Here is a 17,175-nt window from a genome sequence, read left to right on the forward strand (position 1 = left end):
CTGGAGAGCATGCGATCAAAATTATTCATCACGGGCCGTAGCCTCCGCACTGATTGGACTGGCGTATTCGGCCTTCAAGCGTCCGTCCTGATCGAGCAGCCAGGCGTCCATGACCTGACGCACCACGGGCGCAGCGACGCCGGAGCCGGACTCACCGTTCTCGACCATCACCGAGACGACGATTCGCGGATCATCGGCCGGGGCAAAACCGACGAACAAGGCATGGTCGCGGTGGCGCTCCTGAACCTTGGAGCGGTCGTACTTCTCGCCCTGCTTGATTGCGACCACCTGAGCGGTACCCGATTTGCCGGCGATGCGGTATTGCGCGCCGATCGCCGCTTTGCGCGCGGTGCCACGGGCGCCGTGCATCACTTGCTGCATGCCGTGATTGACCTTGGTCCAGTCCGACGGATCGCGCAGGACAATGTCCGGCATCGGGTTGGTGTCCACCGGCTTCACCCCTTCGAGGGATTTGGCCAGGTGTGGACGGTTCCACACACCTTTGTTGGCGACCAGCGCCGTGGCCTGGGCCAGTTGCAGCGGGGTCGATTGCATATAGCCCTGGCCGATCCCGAGAATCAGGGTTTCGCCGGGGAACCACGCCTGTTTGCGGGTCGCACGTTTCCATTCGCGGGACGGCATCAGGCCGGGGGATTCTTCGAACATGTCCAGCGAGACCTTCTGGCCGATGCCGAACTTGTTCATGTAGGACGACAACCGGTCAATCCCGAGCTTGTGCGCCAGGTCATAGAAGTAGGTGTCGTTGGACCGCATGATCGCCGTATCGAGGTCGACGAAGCCGTCCCCGGTGCGGTTCCAGTTGCGGTATTTGTGGTCGTAGTTGGGCAGCATGTAGTAGCCCGGATCGAACACCCGGCTTGAGGCCGTCACCACACCGGAGTCGAGACCGGCAATCGCCACCGCCGGTTTGATCGTCGAACCCGGCGGGTACAGGCCGCGCAAGACCCGGTTGAACAGCGGCCGGTCGATGGAATCGCGCAACTCGGCGTAAGCCTTGAAGCTGATGCCGGTGACGAACAGGTTCGGGTCGAAGCTCGGCTGGCTGACCATCGCCAGCACTTCGCCGGTGCGCGGATCAAGGGCCACCACGGCACCACGACGCCCGCCCAGCGCGGCCTCGGCCGCTTCCTGCAATTTGATGTCGAGGCTGAGGACAATGTCTTTGCCAGGAATCGGATCGGTGCGCTTGAGCACGCGCAGGACGCGGCCACGGGCGTTGGTCTCGACCTCTTCGTAACCCACCTGACCGTGCAATTCCGGCTCGTAGAAGCGTTCGATGCCGGTCTTGCCGATATGGTGCGTGCCGCTGTAGTTGACCGGATCGAGGGTCTTCAGCTCTTTCTCGTTGATCCGCCCCATGTACCCCACCGAATGCGCAAAGTGCGCACCCTGCGGATAGTGACGAACCAGTTGCGCGACCACTTCCACACCCGGCAGGCGGAACTGATTCACCGCGATCCGGGCAATCTGCTCTTCAGTCAGCTCGAACAGGATCGGCACCGGCTCGAACGGCCGGCGCCCCTGACGCATGCGTTTTTCGAAGATCACCCGGTCATCGGGCGTCAGCTGCAGCACCTCGACGATCACGTCGAGCACTTGCTGCCAGTCGCCGGAACGCTCGCGGGTCATGCTCAGGCTGAAGCTGGGACGGTTGTCCGCCACCACCACACCGTTGCGGTCGAAAATCAGGCCACGGGTCGGCGGAATCGGCTGCACATGGACACGGTTGTTTTCCGACAGCGTCGAGTGGTACTCGTACTGAATCACCTGCAAGTAGTACAGCCGCGCAATCAATACGCAGATCAACAGCATGACCGCAACGGCCCCGAACACGACGCGGCTACGCACCAGGCGTGCGTCCTTTTCGTGGTCCTTGATGCGGATCGGCTGAGACATGAGGGCAGGCTTACTTGTGGTAAGGGTGACCGGACAGCACGGTCCAGGCACGGTACAACTGTTCGCCGATCAGAATCCGCACCAGCGGGTGCGGCAACGTCAGCGGCGACAACGACCAGCGCTGGTCCGCGCGGGCACAGACTTCCGGTGCCAGCCCTTCCGGGCCACCGACCATGAAATTGACCGTGCGCGAATCCAGCCGCCAACGGTCGAGTTCGACCGCCAGTTGCTCGGTGCTCCAGGGTTTGCCGTGGACTTCAAGCGTGACAATCCGCTCGTTCTGCCCGACCTTGGCCAGCATGGCTTCGCCTTCCTGACGGATGAATCGGGCCACGTCGGCATTCTTGCCACGGGTATTGAGCGGAATTTCCACCAGTTCCAGCGCCAGCTCGGACGGAAGACGCTTGGCATATTCATGCCAGCCTTCTTCCACCCACTTGGGCATGCGTGAACCGACGGCGATCAGTCGCAGTCGCACAGCAATCCCTTAGAACTGGTCTTTGTTGAGCTTGGTGAAATGCTCGTGGGTGTTTTCCGGGCTGTGGTGCTTGGCGTCTGCCGCACGGCTTTGCTCGGCACCGGCCCACAGGCGCTCCAGGTCGTAGAACTGACGCGCCGAGGCGGTCATCATGTGCACGATGACCAGATCGAGGTCGAGCAGTACCCAGTCGCTGTCGCCCTTGCCTTCTTCGCCCAGCGGCTTGGCGCCCTGCTTTTTGACTTCTTCACGGACCTTGTCCAGCATCGCGTTGATCTGGCGATTGGACGTACCGGTGGCGATGATCATGTAGTCGGTGATGCTCTGCTTGTCGCGAACATCGATAACCTGGATGTCCTGCGCCTTGACGTCTTCCAGAGCGGCTACAGCGATCTTGACCAGCTCGTCACCCTTGAGCGGCTCGTTGGTGTTGACCGCTTCTGGCAGCGGAGCGCTCTTGAACGTGCCTTTGCGCTTAACTTTGGTTTGGTCTTTGTCAGTCATATAAAACTCGTTTTGCTCATATATTCGGCGGCTTGGCGACACGTGGATTCGTATCCGTGAAGCACGCCTTGTTCAGTTCGACGCACGGTACAGACCGTGCGCATCGATGTAGGCCAGGACCGCGTCGGGCACCAGGAAACGTACCGACTTACCGCTGGCCAGCAGTTGACGGATCTGGGTGGCGGAAACCGCGAGCGGTGTCTGCCAGACGAATGCAATCTGTCCACTCGGCCCTTTGAGGGCCAGCGGGTCGCTCACCGAACGCGCTGCCAGCAGGTTGCGCAAGGCATCCGGCGGTTCGCTGTCGGCGTCCGGGCGCTGTAGCACCAGGATATGGCAATGCTGGAGCAACTCTTCCCAGCGATGCCAAGTGGGCAGGCCGCAAAATGCGTCCCAGCCCAAAAGCAGAAAAACCTGGGTCTCGGCGGGCATTTCGGCGCGCATCAACTCCAGGGTATCAATAGTGTAGGACGGTTTGTCCCGCTGCAATTCGCGGGCATCCACCACCAGCGGCGGCACTCCGGCCACCGCGCACTCGACCATCGCCAGCCGATCCTGCGCCGACACCTGCGGGGTATCGCGATGCGGCGGCCGCGCGCTGGGCGTCAAGCGCAACTCGTCAAGCGCCAGCGCTTCGGCGACTTCCAGCCCGCCGCGCAAATGCCCGATGTGCACCGGGTCGAACGTGCCGCCGAGGACGCCGATGCGTCGCGGGCGAGACTCGCTGCCGGTTTGCGGCGCTGTCAGGTCGAGGTCGGTCAAGTCAGACCGTCGCCTGGCCGCGCAACTGGCCATCACCGACCACGATGTACTTCTCGCAGGTCAGTCCTTCAAGGCCCACCGGGCCGCGGGCGTGCAGCTTATCAGTAGAAATGCCGATCTCGGCACCCAATCCGTATTCAAATCCATCGGCGAAGCACGTCGGGGTGTTGATCATCACCGACGCCGAGTCGACTTCCGCCACGAACCGGCGGGTGTCGGCGAGGTTTTCGCTGACAATCGAGTCGGTGTGATGGGAGCCGTAATGGTTGATGTGTTCGATGGCCTGAGCCAGGCCGTCGACCACGCGGATCGACAGGATCGGCGCCAGGTATTCGGTGCTCCAGTCGTCTTCGCTGGCCGGCACGGCGTCGATGAATGCCCGGGTGCGCTCGCAGCCACGCAGTTCGACGCCTTTTTCGCGGAACTGCGCCGCCATCGACGGCAGGAAATCCTTTGCAACCGTTTGATCGACCAGCAACGTCTCCATCGCCCCGCAAATCCCGTAGCGATAGGTCTTGGCGTTGAACGCGATGCGCTGGGCTTTCGCCAGGTCGGCGTGCTGGCTGACGTAAACGTGGCAGATGCCGTCCAGGTGCTTGATCACCGGCACGCGCGCATCGCGGCTGATGCGCTCGATCAGACCACGGCCACCACGCGGCACGATCACGTCGACGTACTCGGGCATGGTGATCATTGCGCCAACCGCAGCACGGTCGGTGGTTTCGACCACTTGCACCACCGCTGCCGGCAGTTCGGCCTCGGCCAGACCGCGCTGGATGCACGCGGCGATCGCCCGATTGGAATGAATCGCCTCAGAACCACCGCGCAGGATGGTCGCGTTGCCCGACTTCAGGCACAGGCTCGCGGCATCAATGGTCACGTTGGGACGGGATTCGTAGATGATCCCGATCACGCCCAGCGGCACGCGCATCTTGCCGACCTGAATGCCCGACGGACGGAAGCTCATGTCACGGATCGCGCCGACCGGGTCCGGCAGCGCAGCGACCTGACGCAAGCCGACGATCATGCCGTCGATGCGCGCCGGAGTCAGTTCCAGGCGTTCCAGCAATGCCGGCTCCAGACCATTGGCGCGACCGGCGGCCAGATCCTGCTCATTGGCTGCAGCCAGCTCGGCACGAGCGGCGTCCAAAGCATTGGCAGCAGCCTGCAAGGCGCGGTTTTTCTGCGCAGTGCTGGCACGGCCGATGACCCGGGAGGCTTCGCGGGCGGCGCGACCCAATCGGGTCATGTAGTCAAGAACGGACTCAGTCATGGTCTGCTGGGGTCTTGGCAAAGAGGAAAGCGGCAGATTATAGCTGTCGCGTCCCGGGACTAACAGCGGTGACGGGCGGATGGTCGAAATGAACGGCGAATCGCCGACGTTAAGCCGTAGTTAAGCCGCGCATTGTTATCATTACGACCTCTTCAGCCTGGATAAACCTTGCCTGCCATGTCCAACCTGACCGCTCGCAACCGCGCCGAAAGCCTGCCGCTTGGGCTCCCGGACGCTTTTTTCGACCGAGACGCCCAAGTGCTGGCAAAGGATCTGCTCGGCAAAGTCATCCGTCATCGTGTCGGCAGTCTGTGGCTGAGTGCGCGGATTATCGAAACCGAAGCGTATTACTGCGCGGAAAAAGGCAGTCACGCCTCCCTCGGTTACACAGAAAAGCGTAAGGCTTTGTTTCTGGATGGCGGCCACATCTATATGTATTACGCCCGTGGCGGCGACTCACTGAATTTCAGCGCGCAAGGGCCGGGCAATGCCGTGCTGATCAAATCGGCGTATCCGTGGGTCGATGACATCAGCGGGCAGTCGAGCCTGGCGCAGATGCTGCTGAACAATCCGGATGCACAGGGTCGTCCGCGCCCGTCACAAAAACTCTGCGCCGGGCAGACATTGCTGTGCAAGGCTCTTGGCCTGAAGGTACCGGTGTGGGACGCCAGGCGTTTCGATCATGAAATGCTCCTGGTGGAAGACACCGGACCGACACCGACCCACATCATTCAGACGACGCGACTGGGTATCCCCCATGGCCGCGACGAACACCTGATGTACCGCTTCGTCGACGCCAGCTATGCGCAATGGTGCACACGGAACCCGCTGCGCCGGGGTCAGGTCGAAGGGCGCGACTATTTCCTGCTGTCGGGGTCAGAAGCAGGTCTGAACTAAAAGGAATTCCCTGCGGGCGCGAGCCTGTTCGCGAAAGCAGAGGGTCAGCCAAAAGAGACTCAACTGACACACCCTCTTCGCGAGCAGGCTCACTCCCCCAGCGAGCCGATTGAATATTTGATGGAGTTTTTTGTATGGGCCCATGGCTCGATAGCGTGACCGGTTGGCTGGCGGCCAATCCCCAGTGGCTGGCCGCAGCGGTGTTTATCGTGGCCTTTGTCGAATGCCTGGCGATCGCCGGACTGATCGTCCCTGGCACGGTGTTACTGTTTGCTGTCGCCGTACTGGCCGGCAGCGGCGCGCTGTCGTTGAGCGAAACCCTGTTGCTGGGTTTTCTCGGCGGGATTCTCGGCGATGCAATCTCGTACTTCCTTGGCCGGCATTTCCACCAGAACATCCGACGCCTGCCGGGGCTGCGCCACCACCCCGAATGGATGGCCGGGGCGGAAACCTATTTCCAGCGCTACGGTATCGCCAGCCTGTTGGTCGGCCGTTTTATCGGTCCGTTGCGGCCGATGCTGCCGATGGTGGCCGGCATGTGCGATATGCCGTTCCCGCGTTTTGCCGCCGTCAGCCTGCTGGCCGCCGCCGGGTGGAGCCTGGTTTACCTGCTGCCGGGCTGGGCCACCGGTGCGGCCATCCGCTTGCCGCTGCCCGAAGGCTTCTGGCTGGAAGCGGGCATTGTCGCTGCCAGCATCGCGGTCATGGTGGGCCTCAGTGTGAACAGCAGTCTGCGCCGTCACCGCCGGGCAACCCTCTGGATCAGCAGCATGAGCCTGCTGATCCTGATCGGCCTGTTCATCGGCTATCCCTATCTGAATGCGCTCGATCAAGGGGTGATGACCCTGGTGCAGGAGCATCGTCAGCCGATGCTGGATGAAATCGCGGTGACGCTCACCCTCATCGGCGAATTCCGCAACATGCTGATGTTCAGCATCCTGCTGACCGTGCTGCTGTTGCTGTGCCGGCAATGGCGACAGGCGCTGTTCGCCGGCGGCACGTTGCTCTGCACCGCTCTGGCCAACACCGCGACCAAGCTATTCTTCGCCCGTGTACGCCCGGAGGTGCTGACTGACCCGATCACCAGCTACAGCATGCCCAGCGGCCATGCCTCCGGCTCCTTTGCATTGTTTCTGACTCTGGCCGTCCTTGCCGGACGTGGACAACCGCCCCGCCTGCGCCTGACCTGGCTGCTACTCGGCTGCATTCCTGCGCTGGCGATTGCCCTTTCACGGGTTTATCTGGGTGCGCACTGGCCGACGGACATTCTCGCTGGCGCGATGCTGGCGACCTGCGTGTGTGCGGCAAGTCTGTGGCTGAGCCAGCGCAAGGCTCCTCTCGGTGCGATGCCGTACAAAATCTGGTGGCTGATCATTCCGGCACTGGTGCTGCTGTTCAGCTTCTTCGTCCTGCGCCATTTGCCGCATACGATGTTGCGTTACGCCTACTGATAGCCCCTCTCTCGCCACTCTCTGCGCATTGACGCCGGGAGTGGCGCCGCACTCCCCCCGCCCCGTTCTGAAAGCTGCTCTTGATTGACTCAAGTGAGTGGCTGCCTGCGCACTAAACAAAAAACCAAGTTACATATTTATATTAAACATCTTCACAACCAACACTTCACCAGTGCAAAAATCCATTAAATTAAAAAGCATGACGCTGACTCCACCCCGAAGAAAAATTACTTGAACAGAACAGCAACTGAACACATTAACCATTAATAAATTTAAACACCTATTAATAATGAGCATTCCATGAGCCCTAAAATACCGCGCAAACATTCGACTTCAACTTCGCAAAGTACAGAGACAACAACACCAATAGCGCATCGCTCCGACAACCCGCCAGGCACTTCGATCCCTCTTGCATCAAGGCCCTTTGGCACGCCAGACACGACAAACCCGTTTCGGCCCCGTCATCCAGAGCAGAGTGTGAGTCACGCCCTGCCGCCGACGGTTGAAGTCACTGCGCTCCCCAACCGGAACGCCGGCCAGGCAACGGCCAACAGTCCGGTGGAGCGATACTGGAGCGCCACACCTCTCCTGCGCGGCATGCAAGCTGCTGACGGCGAGGGTTTCCGCTACGTGGTCGGGCGCAAATTCGTCGATGTCGAGCATGACGGTGAGCTGCACACCGCGCACGCCGGCCTGGATGAAGCCCTCGGGGTTTATCGGCTGAAAATGCTCACCGAACGAACACCTTCCGGCCCGATCCTCTACAAAAATCCCGAAGAGCCTACCTGGCGCCTGACCGAGCAACGCCAGTCCGCCCTGAAACGTCCCGCAGACACTGCCAGCGAAATGGCTCAGGCCTCTGGTTTGCCACCAAAACAGTTCAAGCCGACGAAGTCCGAAAACCCCGTCACCGATCTGCTGCAAAACGCCCTGAGTCAGTTGCATCCGACCTTGAGTGCGGATCAACGCAAGAAGTGGTTGCAGTCTTACAACCTGTTGCCCAGTCAGTTGTCTCGCCTGCAACAAGACTTGCGTGCAGAACTGAAAATCCCGCAGTGGGCCGAATCACACAAACGCCTGGTTGAAGACCCTGGCAGTCCGCAGCGTCTCGACGCCCTCGCCCGCGACATGGTCAATGAACTGAACCTGAAACGCGGCGCCCGACACCCCTGGTATGACCCCGAAACCAGCATGACCGATGCCGTGCGCGAGGCACTCCTGGCGAAAGCAGGTTATCGGCGCAACAAGAACAATTGCCTGTACCGCACCGATGTCCCGGCAATGTTCAGAGGCGATGATCGCACGCCCTTCGAGATCGCCAGAGACGACACCATGCTGCCTCGCTACCGCCACAGCCCCGGCGCCTCGACCGAAAAACCGATCAGCTCCACGTTCAGTCTCAAGGAGGGCATCGGTTACGCCAGTGCGCCCGATCCCGAATACCTGCTCTACAACAGCCAGACGAACAAACACCCGGGCAAACTGAAATCCGACGCCAGCGACAGTGATTCCGACAGCAGTGAATCTGCTGAGTGGTCGGATGATCCCGATAGCCCGGTCGCCTGGGATCATGACCGCGATTACATTGCGACCCGTACAAAACAGACGGTCATGTTTCTTTACGTACTGGATACCCGAGGTCTGGAGGTCGTGCCGCACGAAGAGAATCATCTGTTCAACTCGAAGGTTGAGGACACTGCCAGTTGGTTTCCCGATGACGAGTACGAAGGTCTGGTGTCTGTCACCACCAAGGGTATCGAAGCAGAGCGGGTCTGGTTGTTGAACACGGAAATGACGAAAGCGGCCAAGGTCAAAGACATTGATCAGGCGGCGGGAGACCGTGCGGATTTCATAGAAGAATCGACCCACTTCGGCACGTCCAATAAAAACCAGTATGACGCGTTGATCGACAAGGTCGAGGCCTTGGGTGATCCAATACTTCGGCTTTCAGGCAATAAAAATGAATTTTCCGATGACATCGTCTGGCCCGAACTTTAAACAACTCGATACTGAGGGCAGACTTCAAGACGACCACCCTATGACATACGACCAAGGCAGAACTAAAATTTTATTTAAATATCAAGAAACCAACTAACTGCACCGCTCAACTTTCAATCTTTATATTCACACTACAATTTTTCCCAACGGAATACCGATTCCAACACCGGTGTCCGACCACGCCTGTTTTTAAAGGATTAAATAATGGCGAAACTTATTACAGCATCAGTGGAACCCGCCCTCGATGCAGTCATTCACATCACGCCGATCAGCACTTCGGCCAACCACCATGCGCCGGTCTCGCGACAGGTTGAAATCGTCCCCAGCGCACCACCGCTGACACCGCCGCCCGCCCGCCCTGTGCAGAACCCTGCGCCTCTTGCACTCAAGACGCTCGACAAACGCCTGGGGCCGCTGCGCATCGGCGAGTTCACGATCAGCCGCGTGGAACTGCAAGCCATGGGCGCGACAGTGAATGGCGAACACATCAGTGGCGCCAATGCCCACCTGGAGGCCGCCGACAAAACCTTTCTCGATGCGCTGGGTTTCGATCCGGCTCAGGTCGAATCGCGCATCAAATCCACGGACAACCCCGACAGCAGCAAAGTCGCCACCCTGTTTTTCGAAATCGCCTGCAAACGCTCACCCACTGCCGCACCGCTGTTCATTGCCTCCACGCCTCTTGCGTCTGGCAACCCGATGGCGCGCTTCGACAAACTGCTGGGCTCGGCACAAAAAATCGACATCCATCGCGTCGATTCCCTTGAGCACATGCCGGGCTGGGTCAACCGCAGCAAAAGTTATTTGCAAAGCGGTGCCGGCGTCGGCCTGCAGGCCTACGGCATCTACAGCGGCCTGATCGGGATTGCCGAGGCGATCAAGGTCGGCGATCTCGGCGAAGCCGCGTTCAATGCCGGCGGCATCAGCAGTGAAATCGGTTCGTTGATCATTGAGCGGGGCTTGAGCAAGGGTGGCGAGGCGATGTTCCAAAGTGGCGCGACGGTGTTCAACCGGTTTCCCGCCACCAGCATCGGCAAGACCCTGAGTCGCGGCGCGGGCCTGTTTGCCAGTGCTATCACGCTGCCCTTCGACATCATTGGTGCGGTCAAGGCTTTTAACGCGGCGGCGGGCACGACAGGCAAGGCAGCGCAGGATCACTACGTCAGCGGCGGACTCAGCGTGGCCGGTGCGGGAATCAGCATCGCCCTGGGCCTGGCGGCGCTCGCCGGTTTCGGCAGCGTTGCCGGCCCCCTTGGCCTGGCCGCGGCAGCCGTGCTGGTACTGGGTGCGGAAATCTACCGCGCCGCGCGGGTTGTCGATGACATTGATGACTACATCGAACTGGGTTTCCATGAGCGTCTGCGTTCAGGCTGGTTTGCCTTCACCCATCAAGAGCTGGATCAGGACGTGATGGACCGGTTCAGGATCGCCAAGGCCACCGGCGACCACCGCCAGCAACAGCAGGCCTCGGCCACCGCCCTGTTGCAGGGTGCCTATAAAAACTATATCGAACACGTGGTGAACGGCAGCTTCAATGTCCAGTTACGCCCGATCAACGTATGGCGCCACCAGTGGGACGCGAGCGCCGGCGAACAACCGTTCAAAATCGAGAACGAGCCGGTGGTGGTTTCCAGCGATGACCACATTGATGCGCGCGACGGTTTGCCACCCGACCTCGAGCGCGTCGTCAGCGGTGAGGCCGGCGACGGGAAAGGCGTGTTGTGGCGCCTGGATGACGGTTACGACCGGGTGCTCGGGGTGAAAAACAAACCCAACTACTTTACCTATCGCACCGACGCCAAAAACCTGACCGGTGGTGACAAGGACGACACCTTCCTCTTCGAGGTCGCCGAGACCGAGTTCGACAGAGCGGTGCGGCCAGCACGCACCAGCATCCTCGATGGCAGTGCAGGCACCGACCTGCTGGCGTTCGAAGGGGCACGGCCCAGGCGTGAAACGCGCTTTGTCGGCCATGACGTCCACTTGCCCAGCGGAGAGGTCGCACTGCGCAGTGGCGACCCGCAAATCGCCGATATCAGCGTGGCGCAGATCAAGGACATCGAGAACATCTCGACCCTGCGGCAGGGTTCGAGCAAGGTGACAGGCGATGATCACGCCAATGTCATCGTTGCCAATGGCTACGACACCGTGACCGCCGGAGCAGGCGACGACAAGTTGGTCATTCGCGGTGCGCAGGTCAACGTCGACGGCGGCGCGGGGACCGATCGCTACTACATCGCCGAGACGTCCATCGAGGCGACGATTGTCGAAAACGGTCAACAGATCAGTCACATCGAACTCGGCTGGCCAGCAGAGAACATTCAACAATGGCGAATTGTCGGCACCTCGCTGGTCATCACTTCACGACGTGGCGCAGACGGCGAGCTGCCGGAGCACACCCTGACCATCGAGAACGTCTACAGAACGCTCAATGGTCAACGTCAGGTGATCAACAACCTGCTGCTTTTCAACACGTCTGATGGTTACGAGCTATTGCCGGTCCTGCCGGCGCTGCTGCAGGACCTGTTACCCCACACGACTGAAGTCATCGTGACCGTCAACGGCAGCCGCCCGCCCGCCCCCTGCATCATCAACGGCGGTGCTCTACAGCCCAAGGCTGCGCAACCGCAACATTACTTCATGTCGCGCAACAACCGCAGAGTCGACTTCAGCGTGCCACACGGCACGGCCAGAACGTCCAGCGTCATTCACCTCGACTACAACAGTACCGAGTTGCTTGGCCTCGGCATCACTTACAGCGTTGACAGCAACAAGGGCGTATCGGGGTTTTCCTACCTCACCTACAGCGCTTTCACGATCCGGCTGCAACTGCTAGCAAAAGCTGTTTTTCTATCGAATGTGGTGGGCGAGCGATCCGACAATAAAACCGACGTCGGTGGTGGACGCATGGCCGCCGGCATCGAAACCCGGCATGACGTAGTGCTGGTGTTCAAGGATGGCGAATCGTATCGCCTCGTGCCGCCAGCCCTTTCCTATATCGCTGATTCCGCAACCCCCGGTTACCAGTCACGGCCGGCACCGGAGTGTCTGAAACCGCGGCATGGCCGCTATCTGTTCAACCGTCCACATGTGACTGAACGCCATCTGCTGCCCGTGCATCCCGGCAAGGTCGACATCAACTCAACGCAGCATAAGGGCAAGTACGCCCTACAGGGTCAAAGCTCGATCTACGACGTCTATCCGTCGAGCAACGCGATCATCAGCCTGTCGACCCCCGGCGCTCAGGCCAGGACCGCCAACGCGTCGACCTGGACGTTCTACAGCACACGGATGACCGAAACGGTCACCCGCAGCGATATCCGCCTCAGTGGCAATGAACTGCATGTCGCCAGCGTGTTGATCGAATTGCCCGACATCGACGAAGAAACCCCCGTGGAGTCCATCAGTGTGGCGACGTCATCCGGGAACATTTATGAAGTGTCGCTGCTGTTCGAAGTGTTGCAGCTCTACGTCATCGAAGCCCGGGGCTATGCCACGCTGGCGGCGCTGCTGGAGGACATCCGGCAACACCGGGAACGCCACGAACTGGCTTCGCAGGTGTTCGTCTTGAACATCGGCTCCACCGTCGAAAAAAGCGGTCATATCTATTACAACGCGAGCAAGGACTACTGGGGCATCGACAGCGACTTGAGCTATCGGATCAAACCGCAAGACCTGGTGATAAACCGCGCACTGATCGCCTGATGCGCAGCTCAGGCGAATAACTCACCTTGCAACTCATCCAGCAGTGCCTGAATGGCATCCAGGCGCTGTTGCGGATCATCCAGTTGCAGCAGGTCGATCTTGTCTTCTTCGGCAAAGGGCAACAGGTAGGCCAACTGATTGGCCAGTGACTGCTGACCAGGCGCGTCGGTGCCCATGTTCAGCGCCTCGACCATCGGATGCTCGGCCAGGGCCTTGAGCAGCGCCACCAGGTCGGCGTCTTCTTCCTGCAAGGGTTGCTCCGGCTCGTCGTCCAGCCACTCGACGTCAGCGAGAATCAATTGGTCGCGCTGCACTTCGGTGCGCAGCACATGGAAGCGGCGCCCGCCCTGCACGCGAATCCCCAACAGCCCGTTGTCCTGCTGCTGGAAATCGGTGATCAGCGCTTCGCAGCCGACCAGCGCAAAACCCTGCGGCGCGAGGCCGACTTCGCTGCCGTCGAGGATGCACACCACGCCGAAGCCGCCGCCCTGTTTCATGCAACGACCGATCATGTCCAGGTAGCGCGCCTCGAAGATCTGCAAGTCGAGATTGCAACCGGGAAACAGCACTGTGTTCAGCGGAAAAAGCGGCAGGCTCATAGACATTTCCTTAGACCACCATCGACACCGCCAACGGCAGGAACACCGCCGTGGCCACGCCCATCAGACTCATTGCCAGCGCCGCGAAGGCGCCGCACTCATCACTTTCCTGCAACGCCACCGAGGTGCCGACGGCGTGGGCTGTCATGCCCAACGCCATGCCGCGCGCCTCGGGGCTGTGTACGCCAAGGCGGGTCAACAGTGCCGGGCCGAAGATCGCGCCGATCACCCCGGTGATCAGCACGAACACTGCCGCCAGCGCCGCGACGCCACCGATCTGCTCGGCCACCAGCATGGCAATCGGCGAGGTCACCGACTTCGGCGCCATGGTCATCAGGATCATGTGCTCGGCGCCGAACCACCAGCCGAGCAACACGCCCATACCCGTCGCGACCACACCACCTATCACCAGCGTAGTAAAAATCGGCCAGAACAATTGGCGGATGCGTTTGAGGTTGAGATACAGCGGCACCGCCAGCGCCACTGTCGCCGGGCCCAGCAGAATGCTGAGGATCTCAGTGCTCTTGCGGTACTCGGCGTAAGTCAGGCCGCAACTGACCAGCACCCCAATCACCAACAGCATGGAGACCAGCACCGGTTGCAGAAAGATCCAGCGGGTTTTCTCGAACGCCGCCAGCACCAGTTGATAAGCACCGAGGGTGATGCCGATGCCGAACAGCGGATGGTGAATCACCGACGCCCAGGCGCCGTGCCAGTCGAAGAGCATCAGGATTCCTCCGATGGCGGTACATGACGCCGGACCAGACGCTGCATCAAGACCCCGGCGAAGGCCATCGACAGAATCAGCGACACCACCAGTGCGCCGACAATCGCCCAGAAATCCGCGGCAATTGCCGAGGCGTACACCATCACACCCACGGCTGGCGGCACCAGCAGCAAGGGCAGATAGCGCAACAGACTGCCGGCCGCGAGGTTCAACGGCTCGCCGACTTCCCCGCGAACGATCAGGAACACCAGCAGCAACAGCAGGCCGATGATCGGCCCCGGCAGCACCGGCAACAGCAAGTGATTGAGCGCCGTGCCGAGCAATTGAAACAGCACCAGCAGGGTCAGGCCACGTAACAACATCTGACATCTCCGACAAAAAGCGCCGAGCATTATAAGCACGCCTGCGCTATGGATCGGCATTCGCCAAAAGCATGGTCGGTTGACCGGAGCAAATCGCCATGATGATCTACAGTGGTTCGCAGGGCGGTCAAATCCCCCACCTGAAAAACTATAAAACCGATGAACCCAAGGAGAGTCTCAATGCCCTATGTTCCCGTTGCAGAGCTCAAAGATTATGTCGGCAAGGAACTCGGACGTTCCGAATGGCTCACTATCGATCAGGAACGCATCAACCTGTTCGCCGAAGCCACCGGTGATTATCAGTTCATTCACGTCGACCCGGTCAAAGCCGCGCAAACGCCATTTGGCAGCACCATTGCCCACGGTTTCCTGTCGTTGTCGCTGATCCCCAAATTGATGGAAGACATCCTGATCCTGCCGCAAGGCGTGAAGATGGTGGTCAACTACGGTCTGGACAGCGTGCGCTTCATCCAGCCGGTGAAAGTCAATTCGAAAGTCCGCCTGAAGGTCGACCTGGGCGAAGTGACCGAGAAAAAACCCGGCCAGTGGCTGCTCAAGGCCACCGCGACACTGGAGATAGAAGGCTCGGACAAACCGGCCTATATCGCCGAGCCACTGTCGCTCTGCTTCGTCTGATGGTTCTGGATGCGAAGCAGCGCACGCTGTTTCGCGTCAACACTGTTTTACCGGCTGCATTAGGTCACACAGCTGCGGCATACTCGGTCGCCTAATTGCCCGGATCCCGCTATGCGCTCACTCGCGACTCTTGCCCCCCTTGCCTTGACTCTGTTGCTGGCCGCTTGCGGCGACGGCGAATCGCTGTTGCCGCCGGATGCGCGTCTGCCGGACGGCGGGCGCTATCGCGGTGAGCTGGTCGATGGCTTGCTGCAAGGTCAGGGCCGCGTCGACTATCCCAACGGCAGTTGGTACGCCGGGCAGTTCGACAAGGGCCAGTGGCATGGCCAGGGCGAATGGCACGGCAGCAATGGCGAGGTTTATCGCGGTCAGTTCCAGCAGGGATTATTCGATGGCCAGGGCAGCCTGACCACCAATGCCAGCAGCTACACCGGCGGTTTCAAACAGGGCCGGCGCGACGGCGAAGGTACGCTGAAAGAAAACGCCATGACCTACCGTGGCGAGTTCAAGGCCGATCAATATTCGGGGCTCGGCCGCCTGGAAATGGACGACGGCAGTTCCTATCAAGGCCAGTTCGCCCACGGCAAGCCCAACGGCGAAGGCCAGCGCGGCGATGCCAGCGGCAATTCGTTCAGTGGCCACTTCGTCAATGGTCAGCTGGAGGGCAATGGCACCTTCAACAGTGCCGACGGCGACATCTATGTCGGCGGCTTCAAGAACAATCAACTGCACGGCAAAGGTCGTTACGAAAACGCTGACGGCGATGTCTGGCTCGGCCAATTCAAGGAAGGCGCGCTGACCGGCAAGGGCGAACTGATCGGTGCCGACGGCAGCCACTACATCGGTGCGTTCAGCGACTGGCGCTTCAGCGGTCAGGGGCGCTTGAACCTGTCCGACGGCAGTTTCTACATCGGCGGCTTCGACAACGACAGCTATGCGGGACGCGGCACCCTGGTGCTCACCGATGGCACCGTGATGAGCGGCACCTGGATCAACGGCCAGCGCGTGCGCGATGCCGATGGCAAGTTGCTGCCCGATACCCTTGAACTCGGCTTGCTCGCCCAGGGACGTCTGCTCGATGACGCGCTGGCCGCCATCCCCGCCTCGACCCCAGCGGTCGAGTTGTACACGTTGACCCTCGGCGGCGATGGCAAGCAAAGCGTGTTTCTGCGCGAATCCGACTACGTGGCCAACATGCTCAACACCCGTTTCGGCGCCTACGGCCAGATCCGCCTGGTCAACCACCGCGACCATCTCGGCGACCGACCGATGGCCACCCGCGAGAACCTGCGCCGCGCCGCGCAGACGCTGGCCGAACGCAGCGGCCCGGAAGACCTGCTGTTCATCTACCTGACCAGCCACGGCACCGCCGAGCATGAACTGGTGCTCGACCAGCCGCGCATGGAGCTGGCCGACCTGCCCGCCGACGAACTCGCCGCTGTGCTGGCACCGCTGAAAAACCGCGACAAGATCATCGTGATCTCGTCGTGTTACTCCGGCGGTTTCATTCCCGCCCTCAAGGACGAACACACGCTGATCATGACCGCGTCGCGCGCCGACCGGGTGTCCTTCGGCTGCTCGGAAGAAGCCAACTTCACCTACTTCGGCGACGCGCTGTTCGCTCAGGCGCTGAACCAGACCGACGATCTGGAGCAAGCCTTCAAACTCGCCAGGGCCAGCGTCGCCGAGCGCGAACTGGCGGACAATTTCGAAGCCTCGGAGCCGCAGATCTGGGCGCCGAAAGCCGTGCTGTCACACTGGCAACTGCTGCGCAAACAGCAAGCAAGAAAAGCATTGCAAAGTGCTGCGTTGAACGACGGAGCTACAAAGAGCAACTAAGCTGAACAGTATCAAGGGAGAGACACC

Annotated in this window: 14 protein-coding genes; 6 read left to right on the forward strand and 8 right to left on the reverse strand. The window is 60.6% G+C overall.

Annotation, left to right across the window (positions count from 1 at the left end; translation table 11 throughout):
• Window positions 1–21: 21 nt before the first annotated feature.
• The 5 genes from mrdA to ACXX9E_RS01870 all read right to left on the reverse strand — a co-directional run bounded on the left by mrdA (window position 22) and on the right by ACXX9E_RS01870 (window position 4,934).
• Complete coding sequence (mrdA, locus tag ACXX9E_RS01850; protein WP_128615292.1) at window positions 22–1,917, reverse strand: penicillin-binding protein 2; 1,896 nt, start codon at window positions 1,915–1,917, stop codon at window positions 22–24.
• 10 nt (window positions 1,918–1,927) lie between these two features.
• Window positions 1,928–2,395 carry a 23S rRNA (pseudouridine(1915)-N(3))-methyltransferase RlmH gene (rlmH, locus tag ACXX9E_RS01855; protein ID WP_009051038.1) on the reverse strand — a complete coding sequence of 156 codons (468 nt, stop codon included), beginning with the start codon at window positions 2,393–2,395 and terminating at the stop codon, window positions 1,928–1,930.
• A 9-nt stretch (window positions 2,396–2,404) separates the two neighbouring features.
• Entirely contained in the window at window positions 2,405–2,899 is a 495-nt protein-coding gene (gene rsfS, locus ACXX9E_RS01860) for a ribosome silencing factor (protein WP_123463828.1), read from the reverse strand.
• Between the two features lie 72 nt (window positions 2,900–2,971).
• Window positions 2,972–3,694, reverse strand: a complete 723-nt coding sequence (gene nadD / locus ACXX9E_RS01865; RefSeq protein ID WP_123463826.1) for a nicotinate-nucleotide adenylyltransferase — start codon at window positions 3,692–3,694, stop codon at window positions 2,972–2,974.
• A complete protein-coding gene (locus ACXX9E_RS01870; protein ID WP_186746134.1) occupies window positions 3,663–4,934 on the reverse strand; it encodes a glutamate-5-semialdehyde dehydrogenase in 1,272 nt (423 codons plus the stop codon). Before ACXX9E_RS01870 ends, nadD begins: the two co-directional genes overlap by 32 nt.
• A gap of 177 nt (window positions 4,935–5,111) precedes the next feature.
• Here ACXX9E_RS01870 and ACXX9E_RS01875 point away from each other — a divergent pair, with 177 nt between their 5' ends.
• The 4 genes from ACXX9E_RS01875 to ACXX9E_RS01890 all read left to right on the forward strand — a co-directional run bounded on the left by ACXX9E_RS01875 (window position 5,112) and on the right by ACXX9E_RS01890 (window position 12,985).
• On the forward strand, window positions 5,112–5,831 hold the full coding sequence (locus ACXX9E_RS01875) for a DNA-3-methyladenine glycosylase (RefSeq protein WP_267801646.1): 720 nt from the start codon (window positions 5,112–5,114) through the stop codon (window positions 5,829–5,831).
• 134 nt (window positions 5,832–5,965) lie between these two features.
• On the forward strand, window positions 5,966–7,282 hold the full coding sequence (locus ACXX9E_RS01880; protein ID WP_447807587.1) for a bifunctional DedA family/phosphatase PAP2 family protein: 1,317 nt from the start codon (window positions 5,966–5,968) through the stop codon (window positions 7,280–7,282).
• A 477-nt stretch (window positions 7,283–7,759) separates the two neighbouring features.
• Window positions 7,760–9,280 carry a hypothetical protein gene (locus ACXX9E_RS01885; protein WP_458554960.1) on the forward strand — a complete coding sequence of 507 codons (1,521 nt, stop codon included), beginning with the start codon at window positions 7,760–7,762 and terminating at the stop codon, window positions 9,278–9,280.
• 204 nt (window positions 9,281–9,484) lie between these two features.
• Complete coding sequence (locus tag ACXX9E_RS01890; protein WP_458554961.1) at window positions 9,485–12,985, forward strand: calcium-binding protein; 3,501 nt, start codon at window positions 9,485–9,487, stop codon at window positions 12,983–12,985.
• 8 nt (window positions 12,986–12,993) lie between these two features.
• Here ACXX9E_RS01890 and ACXX9E_RS01895 read toward each other — a convergent pair whose 3' ends face one another.
• The 3 genes from ACXX9E_RS01895 to ACXX9E_RS01905 are packed head-to-tail and all read right to left on the reverse strand — an operon-like array spanning window position 12,994 to window position 14,673.
• Window positions 12,994–13,584, reverse strand: coding sequence for an LON peptidase substrate-binding domain-containing protein (locus ACXX9E_RS01895; protein ID WP_123463814.1), 591 nt, complete (start codon window positions 13,582–13,584; stop codon window positions 12,994–12,996).
• Window positions 13,585–13,594: 10 nt separating this feature from the next.
• Entirely contained in the window at window positions 13,595–14,311 is a 717-nt protein-coding gene (locus tag ACXX9E_RS01900) for an LrgB family protein (protein WP_123463812.1), read from the reverse strand.
• Complete coding sequence (locus tag ACXX9E_RS01905) at window positions 14,311–14,673, reverse strand: CidA/LrgA family protein (protein ID WP_123463810.1); 363 nt, start codon at window positions 14,671–14,673, stop codon at window positions 14,311–14,313. Before ACXX9E_RS01905 ends, ACXX9E_RS01900 begins: the two co-directional genes overlap by 1 nt.
• A 180-nt stretch (window positions 14,674–14,853) precedes the next feature.
• On the opposite strand from ACXX9E_RS01905, the gene ACXX9E_RS01910 reads away from it, so the two are divergent.
• Together ACXX9E_RS01910 and ACXX9E_RS01915 are read left to right on the forward strand one after the other, a co-directional pair.
• Entirely contained in the window at window positions 14,854–15,309 is a 456-nt protein-coding gene (locus ACXX9E_RS01910) for a MaoC family dehydratase (RefSeq protein WP_007909575.1), read from the forward strand.
• A gap of 111 nt (window positions 15,310–15,420) precedes the next feature.
• On the forward strand, window positions 15,421–17,148 hold the full coding sequence (locus ACXX9E_RS01915) for a C13 family peptidase (protein WP_458554962.1): 1,728 nt from the start codon (window positions 15,421–15,423) through the stop codon (window positions 17,146–17,148).
• The last annotated feature ends 27 nt before the right edge of the window (window positions 17,149–17,175 follow it).

The sequence above is a fragment of the Pseudomonas sp. GNP014 genome (assembly GCF_054344005.1).